Below are 21,516 nucleotides of genomic sequence, written 5' to 3' on the forward strand. Positions count from 1 at the left end.
TTAACCTTCCTTCTCGATCTTGTCTAGGCAATCGCGAAGTAAATCGCCATATTCATATTTGCCAGGACATACAAAGGTACATAACGCCAAATCTTCTTCATCCAGCTCTAAAACGCCTAAACGTTGTGCGCTATCAGAATCCCCAGCACAGATATCACGAAGCAACAATGTTGGTTCGATATCTAATGGCATTACACGCTCATAGTTACCGATTGGCACCATAGAACGATCACTACCATTTGTCGTAGTGGTCATATTGAACACACGGCTTGGGAATAAGTGGCTTAAGAAAGAACGAGTCACAGAGAATTTGTGCGCGCCAGGCATAGCCCAACCAAAAAGCTCTTTTTCACGACCTTCATGAAGAACAGATACTTGAGTATGGTAACGACCAAGGTAAGCGTGAGAGCCAGATGCTGTAGTACCTGATAACACTGAACCAGAAATCACACGAGCTTCACCCGGTAAAATTTCACCTTCAGTTAAATCATCCAAGTTTGCACCAATACTAGTACGAACTAAGCGAGGTTCTTTGATCGCAGGACCCGCTAATGAAATCACACGATCAGTGAAAATCTCACCAGTAAGGAATAACTTACCGAACGCGATAACGTCTTGGTAGTTTATGCTCCAAGCAACATTTGCTAGGCTCACTGGGTACAAGTGATGCATGTGAGTTCCCGCTAAACCAGCTGGATGAACACCTGCAAACACATGTTCTTCTACATTAGATTGAGAAGATTGCGGCAATGTTGTTGACGCTTTACACACGTATACCTTGCCATCTGTTAATACAGATAGAAGATCAAGACCTGCTGTAAAGGCTTCTGCTTGCTCATTAATAATCACGGCAGGATCTGCTGCTAGTGGATTAGTATCCATTGCAGTAACAAAGATTGCCTGAGTGGTCGAATCGATTGCTGGAACCTTGCTGAACGGACGAGTTCGCAATGCAGTCCACACACCAGATTCAACAAGTTGAGTCTTAACCACTTCACGGTCAAGCTTCGCTAGTTGATCGGCAGTGTAGCTTTCGAAAGTCACTTGGTCATTACCTGAAACTTCAATCACAACAGATTGAAGAACACGTTTTGCACCACGATTCACTTCGATAACTTTACCGCTTGCAGGTGAAGTGTATTGAACGCCTGGGTTCTTTTTATCTACAAAAAGAACTTGACCCTTTTTCACTTCATCATCAACGCGAACATGCATTGTTGGACGCATACCCACGTACTCTTCGCCAAGCAAGGCGACTGTTTTGATGGACTTGCCATCATTAATCACCTGAGCAGGAACTCCAGCAATAGGAAGATCCAAGCCCTTTTTTATTGTAATCATACGCACTTGCACTACTTTATTTTAGGGAAATAAGATTCTTTTAATTGCGTAACTTAAAGACACGACTTTTTTGTGTCCGGCCCTGGATTTAGAGAAAAAACAGGATCGCAACATTTATACCCAAGTGACTTCAAGATGCAGAATTCAGAGCTATCATCCAAACCTTTAGGCAGGAAGATTGGCAAAGGAATGTAAACACCTTTCAAACCAATCTGACGCGGCATAAAGGTTTGAATGAAGCTCCCGAAGGGCAAGTTAAAACAAGCTCTATGCTGCGTTAAATTGAACAGAGATAGAATGACTATGGTCATATTCAATTTGCCTTGCCTAAAGCTTGTTTTCTTCTTGCTGAAACTCGCACCTTGAAGTTACTTGGGTACATATAAAAAGGCCTAATTTTATCAATAAGCTCTTCTAGGTGGCGTATTCTAGCATCTTTTATGAATGCCTTGCCATTCTCATTAGGGGTATTCAGCTATTTTTTTGCTGCTAAGTTAACGGGATTAAATACAAAATTGTATATATTTGAAGCACACCACAATTATCGTTATTCGTTTATTCTGAATAATGTTCTTATCGAATGAAGCTAGTCCTTGATAAAAGTAAGGATTACCCTCAATCTTCGGCATTTACTTACCGCCACCCGCGCATTTTGGTGATTCTGGTACTGCCCCACTCACCTGTTGCCATTCTAATTGAGTATAAGCATGAATCGATAAGGCATGGATATGATTCTCTAATTCATCACTTAGTGCTGCATTAATTGCACGGTGACGAGCTATCAATTTTTTATCTTCAAATTGCTCACTGACCACGACCACTTTAAAATGACTTTCAGAACCCGGTGGTACGTTATGCATATAGCTTTCATTTTGAACATCTAAATGAATAGGATTAAAAGCTGCTTGTAGTTTTCTTTCGATTAGATCTTGAATCATGTTACTCACCTTCTAATTATTTCTTTCAAGATGCCATGAAAACGGTTCAAAGCTCAATGGAATTAATGTAACCATGACATTCATATACCCAAGTGACTTCAAGATGCGAGTTTCAGCAAGAATAAAACAAGCTTTAGGCAAGGCAAATTGAATATGACCATAGTCATTCTATCTCTGTTCAATTTAACGCAGCATAAAGCTTGTTTTAACTTGCCCTTCGGGAGCTTCATTCAAACCTTTATGCCGCGTCAGATTGGTTTGAAAGGTGTTTTCCTTCCCCAATCTTCCTTGCCTAAAGGTTTAAATGATAGCTCTGAATTCCGTATCTTGAAATTACTTGGGTATAACTATGTTTCTACTATCTTGTTCAAACACCTTCTGCGACAATACAACACCTGAAGTGCCTTAAGACACAGAATAAAGATAAAGTATGAAGACTGAATTAATATTACATGATCGCACCTTAACCTTGTCCCGCTTTCCTAAACGTGCCAATGAAACATTACAAGCTTGGGATGCTGGCGATGAATATTTGATTAATCATGTAGAAGAAATGGCTCTCCCTGCGGGTCAAAACATCCTCATTCTCAACGACCACTTTGGTGCGCTCTCATGTTGGTTCTCAGCACAACATAACGTCACAATGATGAGCGATTCATTTATTTCCCACAAAGGTACTCTAAGAAATTTACAGCGGAATAAATGCCCTAAAATCCAATTTTTAAATTGCTTGCAAGAGATCCCTCAACAAGTTGACTTAGTATTAATGCAGCTACCAAAAAGTAATCGCTTACTAACTTGGCAGCTATCTCAATTACGTAATTCTCTTTCAGAAAACTGCTCAATCATTGGAGTAAATAAAGCCAAAGAAATCCATACATCTACTCTTAATTTGTTTGAGAAATACTTAGGTGAAACTAAAACCTCATTGGCTTGGAAAAAACACCGCTTAGTTTTTTCGCAAGCCAATTGCCACCCTATCACTCCTGTACCAGCAGAATGTGAATGGCAAGTAGACAATGAAGATATCGTCTTATCTAACTATGCCAATGTCTATTCAGGTGAAAGCTTAGATCTCGGCGCAAGATTCATGCTGGAACATATTCCGGTTGATGAAGAATTACGACACATCATTGATCTTGGTTGTGGTAACGGAGTGTTATCTATCAAAGCTGGTCAACTTAACCCTCAAGCGAGAATTACGAGTATTGATGAAAGCTTTATGGCAGTGGCCTCAGCACAGAAAAATTTAGAAAAGAATCTAGGCCCAGATAGAAACATTCAAGTTATCGCTAATAACTGTTTAGATGGTATGAAAGACAACAGTAGCTACCTTATATTATGTAACCCTCCTTTCCATCAAAACAACACCATTACCGATCATATTGCTTGGCAAATGTTTTGCGATGCCAAAGATGCATTGAACCATAATGGTAAATTGCTGGTCGTAGGGAATCGACACTTAGAATATCCAACCAAGTTATCGCGCTTGTTTGGTCATCAACAAGTGACAATCGTGGCGGAAAATAATAAGTTCGTCATTATAGAAGCGATTAAAAACAACGATTTAAATAAAAAACCGAATATTAAATAAGGATATACAAGATGAAAAAGCTGATTATGTTATGCGCCGCTTTGGTGTTAACGGCTTGTGCCAGTGTTTCTCAGACTGATTTGATTAACCTCACGCCATCTTCAACACTTAGCTCAAGTAAAGTGACTGATGGTTTAGCCTTTACTCTCACTAGCCAAGATATTCGCAGTGCGCAATTTATTGCCGTAATCAAGCATGATGGTGAAGAACAAGCTCAACCTATGCACGCAAAACAAAATGTGCGTAAAGCCTATGAAGCAGCGGTTTATCAACAGTTCTTCTCGCAAGGCTTTACCATGACCAAAAACAGCAACAACATTGTTAATGTACAAGTAGTTGATGCGCTAGCGACCGTAAGCCAAGCACCAGTAAAATACGATATTGAAGGTAAAGTGACACTAAAAATCACCGCTGAGACACCTAACGGTAAGTTTGTTCGTACTTATACCGGTTCAGGCACCAAATCAGGTTCATTTACCGCAGATAAAACAGATATTGAAGAAGTGATTAACCGCGTATCAAGCCGTGTATTAACCACCATTGCCAAAGATTCAGAACTAACAAAGTATATGAAAGGTAACTTTTAATGAAAAAAATCTTATTTGGATTACTGATGTTATTTAGTGCAACAAGCTTTGCTGCACCAAGCGTTGAGTTTGAAACCACTATTGGTAATTTCACTATCGAACTTAACCAAAAACAAGCGCCTATTACTGTAGAAAACTTTCTAAAATACGTTAATGATGGTAGTTATGTGGGCACTCAATTTCACCGTGTAATTCCTGGCTTTATGGCACAAGGTGGTGGCTTTGATAAAGATATGAATGAGCGTTCAAGCTATGCACCAATTCGTAATGAAGCAAGCAACGGACTTGAAAACTTAACCGCAACGGTGGCGATGGCACGTACTAACAATCCGAATTCAGCCACTCGTCAGTTTTTCATCAACCTGAACGATAACGACTTTTTAAACTTCTCTCGTAACTCTGCCGGTTATGCAGTATTTGGTAAAGTCACAGAAGGTTTTGATGTTGTTAGAGCAATGGGTCAAAAACCAACTCGCTCACTAGGTATGATGAAAGATGTACCTATCACACCGATTTTCATCACTAAAGTCACGGTAAAATAACCAATCTCAAAATAATGACAAAACAATGACCTATTCAGCCATCTTTATATGATGGCTGATTTTTCTATGCAGCATATTGATTTACTTTTTAGCATAGCCAAGTACAACCAAGGAGAAACTCATGGCCTCTATGACCTGGAAGGCAACTATACAAACCTACTTAGATAAGCGTTTATTGTGGGTGTTCATGTTAGGTTGCTCTAGCGGTTTTCCTTGGGTATTAATTGGCTCAAACATGTCAGGCTGGCTCAGTGATGCAGGCCTCAACCGTGCAACGATTGGCTATTTTGGCGCTGTTTTTGCAGTTTATGCGATTAACTTTTTATGGGCACCGTTAATTGACCGAGTAAAAATCCCGCTACTTCACAAATGGCTAGGCCAGCGACGTAGTTGGATTTTTTTATGCCAAGCCATGATGCTAATCTGCACCTTCTTCTTAGCAGGTTTAAACCCTGGTAATAACTTAATTTTAATTTCAGCGTTTGCATTGGCAATCTCAACGGCTTCCGCTACTCAAGATATTGCCATTGATGCTTTTCGTATCGATAGCTTCCCTAAGAGTAACAATAGTAAACTACCACAAGCATCAGCAATGGCAGTAATAGGTTGGTGGACAGGCTACTCTCTTCCCGGTTACCTCGCTTTTTCCAATGCTGATACTTATGGCTGGAACGATGTCTATTATGGCATGACCTTAGTAATCGTACTCTTGATGCTGTTCACTTTACTGACTGGTGAACCTGAAACTCAGCGTGATCAACTGCAACATCAAGCAGAAAAACGCCATGCAAAAGTTGTTAATTCAAAAGTCGCGGCTTGGCTTACGGTAACCGTTGTTGAGCCTTTTCTTGATTTCTTCCGTCGCAATGGTGTTGGTGTCGCCATCACCTTATTGCTATTTGTTTTCCTATTCAAAATTGGCGAAGCTTTTCTTGGCCGCATGTCGATTGTCTTTTATAAAGAAATCGGCTTTACCAATGAACAAATCGGTGAGTATTCAAAACTGATCGGCTGGGGCGCAACCATGTTGTTTACCTTTGTTGGTAGTATGTTCAATGTTCGCTTTGGTATCGTAAAAGGGTTAATGATGGGCGGTATTGCTATGGCAAGCAGCAACTTAATGTTTGCTTGGATTGCCTCAGTTGGCCCTAATGAACACCTACTGCTTGCGACAGTATTAGTCGATAACTTCACTACTGCATTCTCAACAGTGGCATTTGTCTCTTTCTTAACCGTATTAACTGGACAAGCATTCTCAGCGACCCAATATGCATTACTGGCTTCATTGGGTAACTTTGGCCGAACGACTCTAGCCTCATTCAGTGGTGAATTGGCGGATAGTTTGAATAGCTGGCCGCTGTTTTTTGTTATTACCGCGATAATGGTGATCCCAAGCTTGATTATGCTTTATGCCTTACGCCACTATTTTCATGACCTATTAGAAAAAGCGCGTAATCAACAATAACGCCTGAACCATTTCATTAACTAAGCATGAATAAACGCCAAGGCAACCGCTTGCCTTGGCGTTTTTTTGTTCTAAACTCAAAAATCTGCACAGCTTTTGACAACTAGTTCCATCAAACATTCAAACAATGTGACATTTATCACAATTTATTTTTTGGTTTGCAGGTTTTATCACTTACAAATGAGAGGGAAACGGATATTATCTGCGCCACTTAAAGCCCACACCATTAATCGGTGTACCTATAAATTTAACTTAGATTAAAAGAGAGCCTCACTCATGCGTAAAACACTTTTAGCTCTTAGTCTTGTTGCTGCGTCAGCGCCAGTTTTAGCTGCAGACTACTCAGATGACATTCATAAGAATGACTATAAGTTTCTTCAATTTAACTTGATGTATGCGTTAAATGAAAAACCTCAAACATCGCTAGATACAACTACAGGTCATGATTATCTAGAAATGGAATTTGGTGGTCGCTCAGGTATCTTTGATCTATACGGCTACGTTGATGTATTTAACTTATTAAGTGGCAATGACGACCATAACGATAAGAAAAATGGCGAAGCAGATAAAATATTCATGAAGTTTGCGCCTCGTATGTCTATCGATGCAATGACAGGTTACGACTTATCTTTCGGCCCAGTTCAAGAGCTATATGTAGCGACCTTAATGGAATGGGATGGTGGCCAAAATACGGCCTCTGGCGTTAATACCCAAAAAGTTGGTCTAGGTTCTGACATCAATGTGCCTTGGTTTGGTAAAATGGGCTTAAACCTATACGCAACTTACGATTCAAACAAAAATGATTGGAATGGTGGCCAAATCTCAACTAACTGGTTTAAACCATTCTACCACTTTGAAAACGGCTCATTCATTTCATACCAAGGTTACCTTGATTACCAATTTGGTATGGATGACTCAGAGCAAGGTACTACAAGTAACGGTGGTGCAATGTTCAATGGTATCTACTGGCACAGCGAGCATTACGCGGTGGGTTATGGCTTAAAAGCTTACTATAACGTATATGGCCTAGAAGATGGCGAAGCTAATGGTTTTGCTGGTAACTGGGAATCAAGCGGTGTAACACACTACTTCGACGTAACTTACAAGTTCTAATCACTGGCAACTTAGTTGCTTGATTTAGACTATTGCTAAGCTACTGATGGCGCAGGTTGAATATTCAGTCTGCGCCATTTTACTATTTGCGATAAACTAAGCTTCAGATATAGCAAATAGAAATGGAAAACGAATGAAGATTGGTATCGTTGGCATTGGCGCACTAGGTTCATTATGGGCAACTAAATTGCAGCAAGATGGACATGATGTACTCGCAATCACTCGCGATCACTCACAGCGTTCCATTTCAATTTCACTTGATCAGCAAGCGAAGTTCGAGATTCCAGCCAATGACCTAACTCAACTCAGCACTTGCCAAGCTATCATCATCACAGTGAAATCTACTCAAGTAAAACAGGCTATAGAGCCTTTATTTACCTACTTACCGACCAAAATACCGCTTATTTTTCTTCACAATGGTATGGGCGCGCTTGACCAACTGAGTGAGCAGTGGAATCAGCACCCTTTATTTTTAGCCACCACGACTCAAGCCGCTTTTAAACCAAACTCGCAACAAGTAAAACATACCGGTATTGGTCAAACCTTTATTGGGGCATATCGAGAGACAGAAAAGTTAACAGCTCAACTAGACTCGATCATTCAAGAGCTAGATTCTGCCCTACCTAAGGTAATGTGGCACAACCATATTCAATCGGCTTTATGGAAAAAATTAGCCATCAATTGTGTTATTAATCCGATGACCGCAATTTACCAATGCAAAAATGGTGAATTGCTTCAATCTCAATACCAGACAGAAGTTAAGAGCTTAATTAATGAGTGCCATCAAGTGATGCAAGCGGTAGGACAAAACCAATCATTAAACGATCTATCTGACAGGATTAAACAAGTGATGATTGCCACTAGCGATAATTTCTCATCGATGCACCAAGATATTCACCACAAGCGCCCCACTGAAATTGAGTTCATTACTGGATTTCTACTCAAACAAGCACAACGTTATGCTATTGATATGCCAAACCATCAACGGCTATTTAAGAAAATTAAGCAGTTAGAGAAGTAGCGGTTTCGAGTTTAAGCCAGCCTCTATTTATTCTATACTCATCCTCCCTTATTTTGAGCAAGGTAAGACATCTTGAGTAAAGTGCACTTTGACATTCAGGCGATTCGCCAACAATTCCCTTTTCTTAGCAATGATACGTCAATGGTTTACCTTGATAGCGCCGCGACCACACAAAAACCTAAATGTGTTATTGATGCCATTAGTCACTATTACACCAAGCAAAATGCCAACGTTCATCGTGGTACCCACAGCTTAACCGCTCAAGCTACAACAAAGTTTGAGCAAGCTCGTGAATGTGTTCAACACTTTATTAATGCTCATTCAAGTAAAGAAATTATTTGGACCCGAGGGGCAACCGAAGCGATCAACTTAATTGCTCAAACCTATGCTCGCAGCACTCTTCAAGCGGGCGATGAGATTCTAGTTGGAGAAATGGAGCACCATGCCAATATAGTGCCGTGGCAGATCGTCGCAGAGCAAACTGGCGCTAAAGTGGTAAAAGTACCAATGACCTCAAATTGCCAATGGGATATGCAAGCCTACCAAACACTTTTAAGTGCAAAGACCAAAATTGTTGCCGCAGCGCACATCACCAATGTCACCGCGACTCGTCAACCTATTGAAAAAATCATTGAGCTTGCCCATAAAATTGGAGCAATTGCTGTCATTGATGGCGCGCAAGGCATAGTGCATGAAAGTATTGATGTTCAAGCACTAGGCTGTGATTTCTATATTTTCTCTGGGCATAAACTCTATGCGCCTACTGGAGTCGGAGTATTATATGGAAAGCAGTCTATTTTAGAATCGATGCCTGTATGGCACGGTGGCGGTAAAATGGTAGAAAAGGTGAGTTTTGAGCAAACATCTTACTCCGCACTACCGGGAAAATTCGAAGCCGGAACCCCAAATGTGGCTGGTGCCATTGCCTTAGCGACAGCAATTGAATGGTTAAATCAATTTGATAAGCAACAAATAGAAGCGCATTATAAACAACTACTCAACCAACTCGTCATTGGATTAAATAAAATTGATGGTTTACGCATTGTTGGCTTACAACCCAATGCCAGTGTCGTGAGTTTTACCTTACAGCTTGATGGTGAAGATATTCATCACAACGATATTGCAACACTACTCGATCAACAAGGTATTGCTGTTCGTTCAGGCCATCATTGTGCACACCCACTCATGGACGCACTAGGGATCAACGGAACAGTAAGAGTCTCTTTAGGGATCTATAACAATGATAAAGATATTGATATGTTGTTGGTAGGCTTAAATAAAGCTATCGCTCTTCTTTAACTTTGCTCAACTAATTGCTGAATTTGTTCAACAATAGCTTTAAGCCCATGACCACGTGATGGGCTTAAATGATCAATCAACCCTAGTTTTGCAAAATATGCCTGTGTATCGAAAGCTTTAATCTCAGCGGTCGTTTTCAAATGAAAAGCCGCCAATACCAAAGCAATTAAACCACGTACAATTCGTGCATCTGAATCGATTTGAAAGTTCCAAAGCTCACCATCAAACTCTGATACTAGCCATACTTTGCTTTCACAACCTGAAACTAAAAGCTGCTCTTGCTTTAACTCGTCATGCATTTTAGGCAGTGATTTTCCCCACATGATCACCTGACGATAACGCTCTTCCCAGCTTGTAAAGCTAGACATGGTCTCAATGATATCTTGCGCTGTGATGGTGTTACCAAAAGGATGGGGCATAAATTCGATCTCGCATTTTAAAACCGTCATTCCAAAAGTGAGGTACGAGCTGTTTGGAATCTCCTACAACACTTTGAATCTCAAATCGTGGTTGGAGATCCTGAACTACGCTCCTTCGTCGCTTTTCAGGATGACGGCTAATATTGGATTTTTTAAATGATTACTTTCACGCTTTGCTCTTTCTAGCTACGAGCAGTGAATCGCCCGAGCCTCCGAGAAACGTAGCCCTAAGAACTAGGAACTAGGAACTAGGAACTAGGAACTAGGAACTAGGAACTAGGAACTAGGAACTAGGAACTAGGAACTAGGAACTAGGAACTAGGAACTAGGAACTAGGAACTAGGAACTAGGAACTTTATACTTCTGAATCAACTTCTCAACAATTCGTGACACCGCGACAAAACCAAAGGTTGCCGTCACGACTGTTGCTGCGCCAAAACCACTGGCACAATCCATACGTTTTGGGCCTTCAGCCGTTGATTTAGTCGCGCAGACACTACCATCCGCTTGAGGATATTTCAGATGCTCGGTTGAGAACACGCAATCAATGCCAAATTTACGTTGCGGATTTTTGCTGAAATTATGATGGCGTCGCAACGTATCTTTTAATTTTTTAGCTAATGGATCTTGGATCGTTTTAGTCAAATCAGCAATTTGAATCTGCGTTGGATCGGTCTGTCCACCAGCACCACCAGTCGTAATCACTTTAATTTTATTACTGCGACAATAGGCCAATAATGCTGCTTTTGGTTTAATGCTATCAATCGCATCGAGCACATAATCAAACTCTTTACTGATGTATTGGCTAACATTATCTGGCGTAATAAAATCATCCACCAAATTGACTTTACATTCAGGGTTAATCAAAGCAACACGCTCAGCCATCACTTCGATTTTACTCTGCCCAACAGTACCATTTAATGCGTGAATTTGACGATTGATATTGGTGACACAAACATCATCCATATCGATCAAGGTTAATTCACCGACACCAGTACGAGCTAATGCTTCAACGGCCCATGAGCCTACTCCACCAATTCCCACCACGCACACATGAGCGGCGCGTAAAATATCTACTTCGCTATTACCATACAAACGGCGCGTACCGCCAAAGCGTTGGTTGTAGCTATCAGAAGCAGGAGGAAGTGTTTTCATAGAAAGTTACCGCAAAATTCAAAAGATGCGCATTATAGAGGATAAGGTTTCGAGTTCCTAGCTCCTAGGCTCGCTTCGCTGCTAGAAAAAGCCGAACGCATCTCGTAACAACAAGCACTCAGCCCTAGCCACGAGATACGCTTTTGCTTTTCCTAGAAACTAGGGACCAGGAACTAGCAACCCGGTTCTAATTCTCCGGAATCTGCAACGGTGGCGCAGTTAAATCTAACTTCCATACTCGGCCAAAGTGACGATAATGTCCTGCGGCAATGCCAGAACGTGCACCCATGCCATGATATAAGTCTAAGTGGCCACCTTTCACCGCACCGCCGGTATCAAGCACAATCAGAAGCTTAAGTACATGAACACCCGTCCATTTGCCATTGGCATCCAGTAGAGGGACTTCGGCTAGAATTGGGGTGCCCATTGGGAAAATACTGCGGTCACCAGCAACTGATGCCATTGGTAACAAAGGAATGCCCGCCGCCCCTACTACATCAGCGGTCGCTTGACGTTCAAAGAATACATAAGATGGATTTTGTTCTAATACTTCTTGCACGGTAGCTCTATCATTTTCCGCCACCCATTCTTTGATTGCTTTCATCGACATTTTTTCTTTCGGAATAATGCCTCGCTCTATCAAGATTCGTCCAATACTAACGTAAGGGTGATTATTTTTACCTGCATAAGCAAAGTAGTCTAATTCATCATTATCCGCATAATGCACAAAACCACTGCCTTGAACTTCCATCAAAAATGGATCAATCATATTCGATGCATAACCAAGCTCTAAGCCTTTACCTTCTAGAGCACCGTCATAGATTTGCGCACGAGTGGGACACACGGAGCCACATTGAGGTTTCGCATAAACGGGGTATTTGAATAAGTGATCTGGGGTATGACGCATTTCAATTACAGGTGAGAAATATCCCGTAAACAAAATATTGCCTTTTTTATCCGCGCCCGCTAACTGTTTAACATCAACCCCATATTTAGCAAGCTGGCTAGGGTCACCACTTTCTTGCGCCCACACTTTTAATTGTGCATATAAATTTTGATACTTAGCTTTCAACGATGGTGAGGTTTCTTCTACCTTTTCAGCTTGTGCAGCAAAGGTATTAAAATCTCGTGGCGCATCTGTTTTAATCTTATCAACATGTTCTAAGGTGGTATCTAATTTACCATCCAAATATTGCTGTCCACGTTCAGTGGGTTGAGCACACCCAAATAAGATTAACGCTGAACTCAACATTAAAGTTCGAGTTAAAATAGGCTTTGCCTGAAAAGAAAAAAATGGGCGAGAAACACCAAGTGAATTAAACACGAAAAATCACCAATTAGATAAAAAGAAACGTCCGAAGAATGACAAAGTTAATCATGCCACACAAGTCAAAAACCACCTATTGAAACATCTTTCAACATAAAGGTTTCAATAGAAAAATCATCAAACAAACAGCATACAGATGAGATCATAATCTTTGTCAACTTTTCAACAAATTCTCGGTCATTATTAATGATGATAAATTCACCAACTATATTGGATAAATAATTATTGCCATTAAATGAATTATTAGTCATTATTTAAGCATAAAAAACCAAGGAGTAGGTGTTGTGAAGTTACGTAGTACAGCTTTAGTTAAAGGATTCCGCCAATCTGCCCCCTACCTAAATGCTCACCGCGGAAAAACCATGGTCTTCATGCTCGGTGGCGAAGTATTTACCGATTCCAATTTCGATAACATCATTAATGACATCGCACTACTGCACAGCCTCGGTGTGCGTATTGTATTGGTTTATGGCGCACGCCCGCAAATCAACGACAATTTACAAAATAATCATTGTGAATCGCAATATCATAAAGGCATTCGAGTAACGAATGAGTCTGCACTTAATCTTGCTATGCAAGCAGCTGGTCGGCTACAGCTTGCTTTAACGGCTCGTCTTTCCATGAGCTTAAACAATACCCCGATGCAAGGGACTCAACTCAATGTGGTCAGTGGTAATTTCGTGATCGCCCAACCACTAGGCGTCGATGATGGGGTCGATTATTGCCATAGCGGTAAAGTACGCCGTATCGATACTGATGCTATTAATCGTATGTTGGATATGGGTTCTATTGTCGTGGTAGGCCCAATTGCCAGTTCAGTGACTGGAGAAAGCTTTAACTTGATGTATGAAGATGTCGCCACTCAAACGGCCATTCGATTGAAAGCTTATAAGTTGATTGGTTTTTGTTCTGAGCAAGGCATACTTGCACAAGATGGTCGAGTGATTCCTGAACTCTTCCCTAGTTGTGCAGAAAAACTATTGCAAGAAATAGAACAAAAACAAGATACCGAAAGCGGCTACACCAGCGGCACTTTCCGATTTTTACGTGGTGCATTAACTGCTTGTCGAGCTGGCGTACCACGCTGTCATCTAGTCAGCTACAAGGAAGATGGTGCACTACTGCAAGAACTGTTTTCTTTTGATGGCATAGGCACTCAAGTGGTAATGGCGAGTGCTGAGCAAACTCGCAATGCACAAATTCATGATATTGGCGGTATTCTTGATTTAATTCAGCCTTTAGAAGAGCAAGGGATTTTAGTACGCCGCTCACGTGAGCAACTCGAGCAAGAAATCCACCAATTCACCATTATTGAGAAAGATCGCTTAATCATCGGCTGCGCAGCGCTTTATCCCTACACCGAAGATAAAATGGCAGAAATGGCTTGTGTGGCCATTCATCCAGATTATCGAGATGGCGATCGTGGGGTGATGCTACTTAATCACATGCGACAAGAAGCAAAAACAATGGGCATTAATAAACTATTTGTCTTAACGACACACAGCTTGCATTGGTTTCGTGAACAAGGATTTGAAGAGGTGGGGGTTGATTCGCTGCCAATGGAAAAACGTGGTTTATATAATTACCAACGTAAGTCGAAGATATTGGTGTTGAAAATATAAATAGGTTTCTAGGGGCTAGTTCCTAGATTCGCTGCGCTGCTAGAAAAGCCAAAGAGAGAAGGTTTCGAGATGCGGGAGCGCTTCGCTTCGTGTTGCGAAAAGAACTTACAAGCAATACGTATCACTTAAAGTATTAAGCTCTTCGGCTCCCGAACGTAGTGTCCTCGAAACTCGCCTCTAGGAACTAGGAACTAGGAACCGATTTATATCAACTCCCTATGCACCTTCACAACCGCTTTTCTTACCGTCATTGGTTCACGTGTCGCACATTGTGGGCGGTGAGATTCACCAGGGTAGAAAATAATGAAATCCCCACCTTTTAATGAGATAAAGCTTTCGTTGCTCACTTCATTAAATAGTAATACATCATTTTCGTAATCAGGTTTGTCGAGTAAAGCTTGCGGCGTTTCTATCGAATAACCAAAGGTTTCTTCACCTTCTAGCACGATTTGAATATCAAGATAATCACGGTGAATTTCGGTTTTACGACTTTCAACATATTCTGTTTCAGGTGTCATTAGAAAACAAAAAACGTTATCTCCATCAATATCATAACGACCATTTTCTTGGTTATCTTGTGCTATTTTCAAAGCTTGGTGGATATAATTTAAAAATGTGTCAGGGAGAATAGAACTCCACTCCAAACGGTCAACGTTGCCAAAAAACATGCTTCACCTTCACTATTTTGTTTATTATTTGGGTATATATTTTATTAGTTTATCACTTAACCCGCTAGAACGTAGGGTTTTTACACTAACACCTTGTGCCAAAATCGCAGGGTTAGCAAATAAATCTAACCGTGATTTAGCTCGCGTCACACCTGTATAAATTAACTCTCGGGTTAAAATTTGATTCATTTTATTCGGCAATAGCATCACAGTGTGAGCAAACTCACTGCCTTGTGATTTATGAATTGTCATTGCAAAGGCTAATTCATGTTTAGGTACTCGGCTCGGCAATACCCCTTTAATTCGCCCATCGGGCATTTCAAAAAATACACGTAACCGTGGTATTTCATCACTTTCATCTAATAGACAAATACCGATATCACCATTGTGTAGCCCTAGTGCGCTATCATTTTGACTAATCATCACTGGCCTGCCAACATACCAAAGCTCATTTTCAACTGGGTTGATTAACTTATTGCGAGCCAATGAACCTTCTACTAATTGGTTCATACTCTCCACTCCAAATTCTCCTTCTCGTACTGCGCATAATAATCTCGCTTGAGAAAAAGCTTTTAAGACGGCTTGAGCTTTTTGTTCCATCATAGCTTTGGTTGGCGCATCCAACGGAGCAAATAAATCCCCTTGAATGGCAGAGCAACCATCCGAATTGAGGGATTGGTTGAGCTGCTGGCAATAAGGTAAATAAGAGTCTGTCATCATCTGACATAACGTACTTTGTGCTTGAGCAAGATCTAGGCTTTCTAAGGAGTCATCAGTTAAAGAGTGACTACTTGATAAAGGCGCTTTAATAACATGCAAATGAATATCTTCAAACCCTTGTTGCCAAACCTTTTCCACTTGTTTCACTGATCCAGCATTAATCGCTTTTGCCAGTTGTCCGATCCCAGATCGCGCATGGAAGCGATAGCTTTTTTGCAGCATACATAGGCTATCGGCAATTTCGTTGCTTTTCGGAGCATCAGCATCAACCAGTGCCTGATAACCGGTTAGATCAGCAAGAATATGGCTAAACTCAGCTTGATAGCCTAACGAAGTAAACTGGCAGATATCGCCTAGAATTGCCCCAGCCTCAACCGAAGCTAATTGGTCTTTATCACCAAGTAAGATCAAACGAGCATGACTCGGTAACGCTTGCAGCAACCGGAACATCATAGGCAAATCGACCATAGAAGCCTCATCGACCACTAAGATATCTAAATGTAATCGATTCGATTGATTGTATTTATACTCAACCGTATTGGGTCTAGCGCCTAACAAACGATGGATAGTACTGGAATGCGCCGGCATCATAGCTTTGATCTCATCGCTGACTGGTAATTGTTCAATAGCCAACCCAATTGACTCCGTCAAACGCGCGGCGGCTTTACCAGTTGGTGCCACTAATTTAATAATGGGTACTTGTTTGGTGCTCGATGCTTGTGAAGATGATTGCTGTGAAACTAATCGCTGCTGAGATTGAGTAATTAATGCAGCCAACAATTTGGCAACCGTAGTAGTTTTACCGGTTCCCGGTCCTCCAGAAATCACAGAAAATTGGCGAGTTAACGCCACAGCCGCAGCCACTTTTTGCCAGTTCAAACACACAGATAAAGGCACTAAGGTATCAAGTTCATTAAGCTGTTCAACTTGCTGCGCTTGAGTTACCACGGCATCAATGCGGTTCCAATCTAGCCCATCAGTTTGTACGACATCGAGCATTTCACACACCAAACGCTGACGTTCAATCAAACTAACATGTTCACCACTTTGTAAACCATCCCAAAGATAATGGTAATCACGAGAAAATAATTCATCGAGCGATTGTTTCATCGCCGCAAACGCATTTGGCTCAATGCTTAATGTTTTCGCTCGTGCCATAAAGCCATCCGCCACTCGTGATTCATAATGCCAATAGCGAGTTAAGTACAGGCGATCTTGTTCAAGCACTAATGGCAATGGTAGCGGTAGTGGTTGTAAACTGGCTTGACTAATTTGTGCTAATCCAATCACTGCACCAGATTGTGCAGCATATTTCTCGACCAACGTTAACCAATTTATGCTTTGTAATTGAGATAATACATCAGCAAAACGGCTTATTAACTCTGGATATTGGCGAGTCCAAAAAGGTAAAGATAAGATCTCGTGAATATTCAGTTCATTTAAGCGTAAACAAATATGACCACGGCCAAATTCATAACTGACAAGACCAGAAAGTAGCGCGATATGATCCGCTTGTTGACGAAGTTTTAGGCTAGCGTCGTGATGGCTTAACAAACATTGTTGATGGATAAAGCGAGCAAACTGGGCGTCAATCGCACGAATTGCGTTCAGTTTTTCAAGTGATAGCAACAGGTCTAGTGCTGAATTGTCAACGGCAGTTGACGATTGCATGGTCTGGGTCATTATGCCAACTCTCCATCTAATAAGCGGTCAAATTGCTGCAAGAAAGCCTCGCTTGGTTTAGCTGAAAATACTCCGTATAAAGGAGGGATGTCATCTATTCCCTCATCTTGGCGAGCTTGGTTACTATCTTGTTTCGCAGTAAAACCACGTAAAAACAGATAATACACACCACCAAAATGCTGCTGATAATCGTAATTAGCAATCCGACTCTTTAAGAAACGGTACAACGCTAAAGCATAAATTTGATACTGAAAATCATAACGATGTTCAATCATGGCGTGATTAAGGTTGTCAGGATGATAATCTTCGATCGAATAACCAAGATGATTCGATTTCCAATCCAAAATGTAATACTTACCTTGATGCTCAAAAACTAAATCAATAAAGCCTTTCAACATACCTTTCGTCGGCATAAACCCTAAATCACCAGTAACTTTTGACAGTTCATCATGATCTTTTACCAAGCGGTTAAGCTGACTAGATAATAATGATTCAACCGGCAGTAAGAATTCCATTTCCACCAACCTTTGAGTTGAGTCTTTATCCCCTAAGCGCAGTCCATCACCATCTAAAGGTATTTGCATTACTTGAGTGATCATCGCTTGAATCGCAGGTAACCAGCGCAGATCATATTGCTCTTGTTGCAATAGTTCGGTAATGATCTGAGTGTTTTCTGGGCTGGTTGCTGCCTCGGTAAATTCGATCTCTTCGAAAATCGTATGCAGGAAAGTACCAGGTCTTGCACCTCGTGGAAACTCAAACATCGACCAAGGATCGACACTATTTTCCTCAGTCAATTCAGTAAGCGAGATAGGCTCTAGCTCACTACTACTTTTTACACTGTTATTTTCCTCTGCATCAGAATCTATCGGCTTTTGAGCATCAATCGCCGCATCAAAATCAGCAGCTTCACCTTGGTTATGCGCGACATGGTGACCTTGTTTAACCAGACTTGAATAACTGGTCATACGCCATTGGCGATCAATCGAAGCACCGAAGCGTTTGGCTTGCAAGTTAGGCTGCTCTGTTTGAATCGGTGAAAAACGCTCGCTTGGTTGTTGTGGAAAGTCCAACATCTCAACGCTCGTCACATTGTTGACCAATTGCTGACACGCTACCATTAAACCAGCACTTTCTTTGGCTTGATGATGCTGAAGGATCGCGCCAAGCGCACTTAAATGAGCGGTCGATTCATCCTTTTTACTGTTACCTTTTTTCAAGGGGGCAAGACCAATAATGCAACCGTACACTGCACGAGTAAGTGCAACATAAAGCAAACGCAGATCTTCGGCTAAGCGTTCTTTTTCTGCCAACGCTAAACCGTCATCGGGTTTGGATAAATCTAAAATAGTCTGCTGCTTATCGGCTTGATAATACTTGGCCACTTTGGCGGCTTTAAAATTATTAGCAAACGGTAGAAATACTAAGTCGTATTCCAAACCTTTTGATTTATGAATAGTAATAATTTGCACCAAGTTACGCTCAGATTCTAAACGTTGAATTTGCTCGCTAATTTCGCCATCGTTCTGTTCAATATTTTCGGCCAACCAACGAATAAGTGCACTTTCCCCTTCTAAAGATAAGCTGGCTTGTTGCGCCAATTCGGATAAATGCAGTAAGTCAGTTAACTTGCGCTCACCATGAGTTTCTAATAACCAACGCTCGGCAATCTGTCTTTGGCTTATCACTGCGCGCATCATTGGTAAAACGCCATGCTTTAGCCATAGTTGATGGTACTGCTCAAATTCATTGACTACGCTTTCCCAAGCATTTTCATCATGATTAAACTGATCAAGTTGCGCCATATTCAAAGCAAACAAATCACTGGCAAGAATCGCGCGCAATGAATATTCATCACTCGGGCTGGCCACTGCCATCAGTAATCGCAATACATCTTGTGCGACTTCACTATCAAACACGCTGTCCCGATTGGAAAGATAAACACTGGCAATTCCTTGATTAGCCAATGCTTCTTTAATTAATTTACCTTCTCGCCCCGTACGCACTAGCACCGCAATATCACCGGCTTGAATCGGATGCGCTTGAGATTTCTTATCAAAAAATTGTGCTTGTTGCTGCTGGGAAGCACTCAAAATATAATGAATTTGATAAGCGGTGTACTCAGCCATCTGATGATTATAATCTTGCGCCGCAACAGGTTGGCTAGCATCAGGTTGGTATAGCCATAAACCAATCGCCGGTTGAGTTTTACCATTTATCGTCCAATGCATATTGTCGGCTTTTGGGCTCGCTTTCACTGGAAGGAACGGAATATCATCATCGTAGAGAAATGGCCTATCATCAAAACTGAAAATGCCATTTACCCCTTGGATCACCGCTTCACTTGAACGCCAATTGGTGTCTAAGGTGTAATGTTCCGTTACTTCATTACGTGCCTGAATATAGGTAAAAATATCCGCGCCACGGAAACCATAGATTGCCTGCTTAGGATCACCAATCATAAACCAACCGGTTTGTGGCGCATTTAAGTAGATTTGGCGGAAAATCTGATATTGTTGCGGATCAGTATCTTGAAATTCATCGATCATGGCCACTGGATAAAGTTGACGAATACGGCTAGTCAATAAACCGTCTTGATCTTGTACTATCGCTTGCTCAAGCTGACTGAGTAGATCATCAAAAGACAGTTGTGCTTGACGCTGTTTCGCTTGTGCTAATAACAGACGACAACCTTGGATCGCTTGATATTTAAAAATCAGATCAAATTCAGGCTGATTGTCGAGCAATTCGTCGATCGCCACAAATGCAGCATTTTCAGCGACTGGACCTTTTTTAGCATCAGTAGCAGAAGTTAACGTGCTTTGTGCAAAACGAATTAGTTTATCGCAAATTTGGCCATCAATTCGCTCACTAGCCGCCCAGTCATGCACTTCATCTAACCAAGCTGGAAGACGAGTTTTATTGTATGGGTTACGCTTAATGCCCGAATCATCAATCAATCTAAACAGATCGTTACGGCTGGCATTCCAAAGCAACTTCACCTTTTCAATACGATCTAGGTGCTGCTGATAAAGAACCGGTAAATCGACATCTAGCTTAATGTTCGGAAAACTTAACGCTGGGCCTGACAGGTAGTGACCAACCTCACTTAATAGCTGCTCAGGACTACTCCATAACGATTGAATTTGCGCGGCCAATACCGTCGGCAACGGATAAAAATGACGACGCCAGTAATCGCTTACCACCTGTAATTTTAACTGACTTTCATCAGTGACAAATTCATTTTGAAAGCGACTCCCCGATTCAAAGGCATTTTGGGTGAGCATTCGTTGGCAAAAACCATGAATAGTGAAGATCGCCGCTTCATCCATTTGACGCTCAGCTTGCAGTAATATTTCAATTGCCGATTGTTTATTTTCCGTTTCAGCCAAGAGCGGCTCAAGTACAGGGTCGGTGGTTTCACCACGAGAAAACGCTATACGAGCTTCATGAATACGTTGGCGAATTCGACCACGCAGCTCTGCGGTGGCCGCTTCGGTAAAAGTTACGACTAAAATTTGATCAACGGTTAATGGTATTTGATGTGCCGCGCCATCTTTGCCGTGCCCAAGCAATAAACGTAAATATAATGCTGCAATGGTAAACGTCTTGCCAGTACCAGCAGACGCTTCAATTAAGCGAGCACCATGCAGTGGAAAAGTCATACTGTTGAGAGATTGCGCCATTAACTTTGTCCTAATTAGAATTCTTCGTTGATATTTCGTGAGGCATTTCTCACTTTGCGCCATGAATTGTCTTGGACAGCAAAACAAAACAGATTGTGAGAATGTACTCACATTTTTTATGCCATGTTCAGCTTACTATCCCGGCCATATCGGGCCACGGCCAATGGCTTATAAAGTAATACCCGTCTAATAACGATCTACTTACGTTACCGGCATTGTTCCTAACTCAGTGTTGCTAATGATAAAAAAGTAGACAGAAACAAAACGATCACCTCGACTCTCCGCCGCCCAGCAAGCGCCCTACACTATAATGACTTGCTGGCGGCATTTCTTTTT

The 21,516-nt window shown here is 41.4% G+C and carries 16 protein-coding genes; 8 read left to right on the top strand and 8 right to left on the bottom strand.

The window, feature by feature from the left end:
• Both QQJ93_RS09240 and bolA read right to left on the bottom strand, forming a co-directional pair.
• Positions 1 to 1,341 carry a Na(+)-translocating NADH-quinone reductase subunit A gene (locus QQJ93_RS09240; protein WP_089123550.1) on the bottom strand — a complete coding sequence of 447 codons (1,341 nt, stop codon included), beginning with the start codon at positions 1,339 to 1,341 and terminating at the stop codon, positions 1 to 3.
• Between the two features lie 629 nt (positions 1,342 to 1,970).
• Positions 1,971 to 2,279 (bottom strand): transcriptional regulator BolA, encoded by a 309-nt coding sequence (bolA, locus tag QQJ93_RS09245; protein WP_089122481.1) that lies wholly within the window; start codon positions 2,277 to 2,279, stop codon positions 1,971 to 1,973.
• 430 nt (positions 2,280 to 2,709) lie between these two features.
• On the opposite strand from bolA, the gene QQJ93_RS09250 reads away from it, so the two are divergent.
• The 7 genes from QQJ93_RS09250 (at position 2,710) to QQJ93_RS09280 (ending at position 9,900) form a co-directional block, all read left to right on the top strand.
• The gene (locus tag QQJ93_RS09250) at positions 2,710 to 3,873 is read left to right on the top strand and encodes a methyltransferase (RefSeq protein WP_089122480.1); all 1,164 of its coding nucleotides are present in this window, start codon (positions 2,710 to 2,712) and stop codon (positions 3,871 to 3,873) included.
• 11 nt (positions 3,874 to 3,884) lie between these two features.
• Complete coding sequence (locus QQJ93_RS09255) at positions 3,885 to 4,460, top strand: YajG family lipoprotein (RefSeq protein WP_089122479.1); 576 nt, start codon at positions 3,885 to 3,887, stop codon at positions 4,458 to 4,460.
• The gene (locus tag QQJ93_RS09260) at positions 4,460 to 5,002 is read left to right on the top strand and encodes a peptidylprolyl isomerase (protein WP_089122478.1); all 543 of its coding nucleotides are present in this window, start codon (positions 4,460 to 4,462) and stop codon (positions 5,000 to 5,002) included. The genes QQJ93_RS09255 and QQJ93_RS09260 overlap by 1 nt, the downstream gene beginning before the upstream one ends.
• Positions 5,003 to 5,123: 121 nt before the next feature.
• Entirely contained in the window at positions 5,124 to 6,467 is a 1,344-nt protein-coding gene (locus tag QQJ93_RS09265) for an AmpG family muropeptide MFS transporter (RefSeq protein ID WP_089122477.1), read from the top strand.
• A 276-nt stretch (positions 6,468 to 6,743) separates the two neighbouring features.
• Positions 6,744 to 7,580 carry a nucleoside-specific channel-forming Tsx family protein gene (locus tag QQJ93_RS09270; protein ID WP_089122476.1) on the top strand — a complete coding sequence of 279 codons (837 nt, stop codon included), beginning with the start codon at positions 6,744 to 6,746 and terminating at the stop codon, positions 7,578 to 7,580.
• A 133-nt stretch (positions 7,581 to 7,713) separates the two neighbouring features.
• Entirely contained in the window at positions 7,714 to 8,601 is an 888-nt protein-coding gene (locus QQJ93_RS09275) for a 2-dehydropantoate 2-reductase (protein ID WP_089122475.1), read from the top strand.
• Between the two features lie 81 nt (positions 8,602 to 8,682).
• A complete protein-coding gene (locus QQJ93_RS09280; RefSeq protein ID WP_284186088.1) occupies positions 8,683 to 9,900 on the top strand; it encodes an aminotransferase class V-fold PLP-dependent enzyme in 1,218 nt (405 codons plus the stop codon).
• Here QQJ93_RS09280 and csdE read toward each other — a convergent pair.
• From csdE to mltA, 3 genes are all read right to left on the bottom strand, one after another.
• Positions 9,897 to 10,319 carry a cysteine desulfurase sulfur acceptor subunit CsdE gene (gene csdE, locus QQJ93_RS09285; RefSeq protein ID WP_089123548.1) on the bottom strand — a complete coding sequence of 141 codons (423 nt, stop codon included), beginning with the start codon at positions 10,317 to 10,319 and terminating at the stop codon, positions 9,897 to 9,899. The two genes, QQJ93_RS09280 and csdE, sit on opposite strands and share 4 nt — an antisense overlap.
• A gap of 339 nt (positions 10,320 to 10,658) precedes the next feature.
• The gene (tcdA, locus tag QQJ93_RS09290; protein ID WP_089122474.1) at positions 10,659 to 11,474 is read right to left on the bottom strand and encodes a tRNA cyclic N6-threonylcarbamoyladenosine(37) synthase TcdA; all 816 of its coding nucleotides are present in this window, start codon (positions 11,472 to 11,474) and stop codon (positions 10,659 to 10,661) included.
• Between the two features lie 187 nt (positions 11,475 to 11,661).
• On the bottom strand, positions 11,662 to 12,744 hold the full coding sequence (gene mltA, locus QQJ93_RS09295; RefSeq protein WP_089123547.1) for a murein transglycosylase A: 1,083 nt from the start codon (positions 12,742 to 12,744) through the stop codon (positions 11,662 to 11,664).
• A gap of 341 nt (positions 12,745 to 13,085) precedes the next feature.
• Here mltA and argA point away from each other — a divergent pair, with 341 nt between their 5' ends.
• Complete coding sequence (argA, locus tag QQJ93_RS09300; RefSeq protein ID WP_089122472.1) at positions 13,086 to 14,423, top strand: amino-acid N-acetyltransferase; 1,338 nt, start codon at positions 13,086 to 13,088, stop codon at positions 14,421 to 14,423.
• 203 nt (positions 14,424 to 14,626) lie between these two features.
• Here argA and QQJ93_RS09305 read toward each other — a convergent pair whose 3' ends face one another.
• From QQJ93_RS09305 to recB, 3 genes are read right to left on the bottom strand one after another with little or no spacing between them, the layout of a single operon-like run.
• Positions 14,627 to 15,091, bottom strand: a complete 465-nt coding sequence (locus tag QQJ93_RS09305; RefSeq protein WP_089122471.1) for a NanQ anomerase/TabA/YiaL family protein — start codon at positions 15,089 to 15,091, stop codon at positions 14,627 to 14,629.
• 24 nt (positions 15,092 to 15,115) lie between these two features.
• A complete protein-coding gene (gene recD / locus QQJ93_RS09310) occupies positions 15,116 to 17,494 on the bottom strand; it encodes an exodeoxyribonuclease V subunit alpha (RefSeq protein WP_284186080.1) in 2,379 nt (792 codons plus the stop codon).
• Positions 17,494 to 21,180, bottom strand: a complete 3,687-nt coding sequence (gene recB / locus QQJ93_RS09315; protein ID WP_089122470.1) for an exodeoxyribonuclease V subunit beta — start codon at positions 21,178 to 21,180, stop codon at positions 17,494 to 17,496. Before recB ends, recD begins: the two co-directional genes overlap by 1 nt.
• Positions 21,181 to 21,516 lie beyond the last annotated feature (336 nt).

It is taken from the genome of Vibrio algivorus, assembly GCF_030161215.1.
GTDB classification, from domain to species: Bacteria; Pseudomonadota; Gammaproteobacteria; order Enterobacterales; family Vibrionaceae; genus Vibrio; species Vibrio algivorus.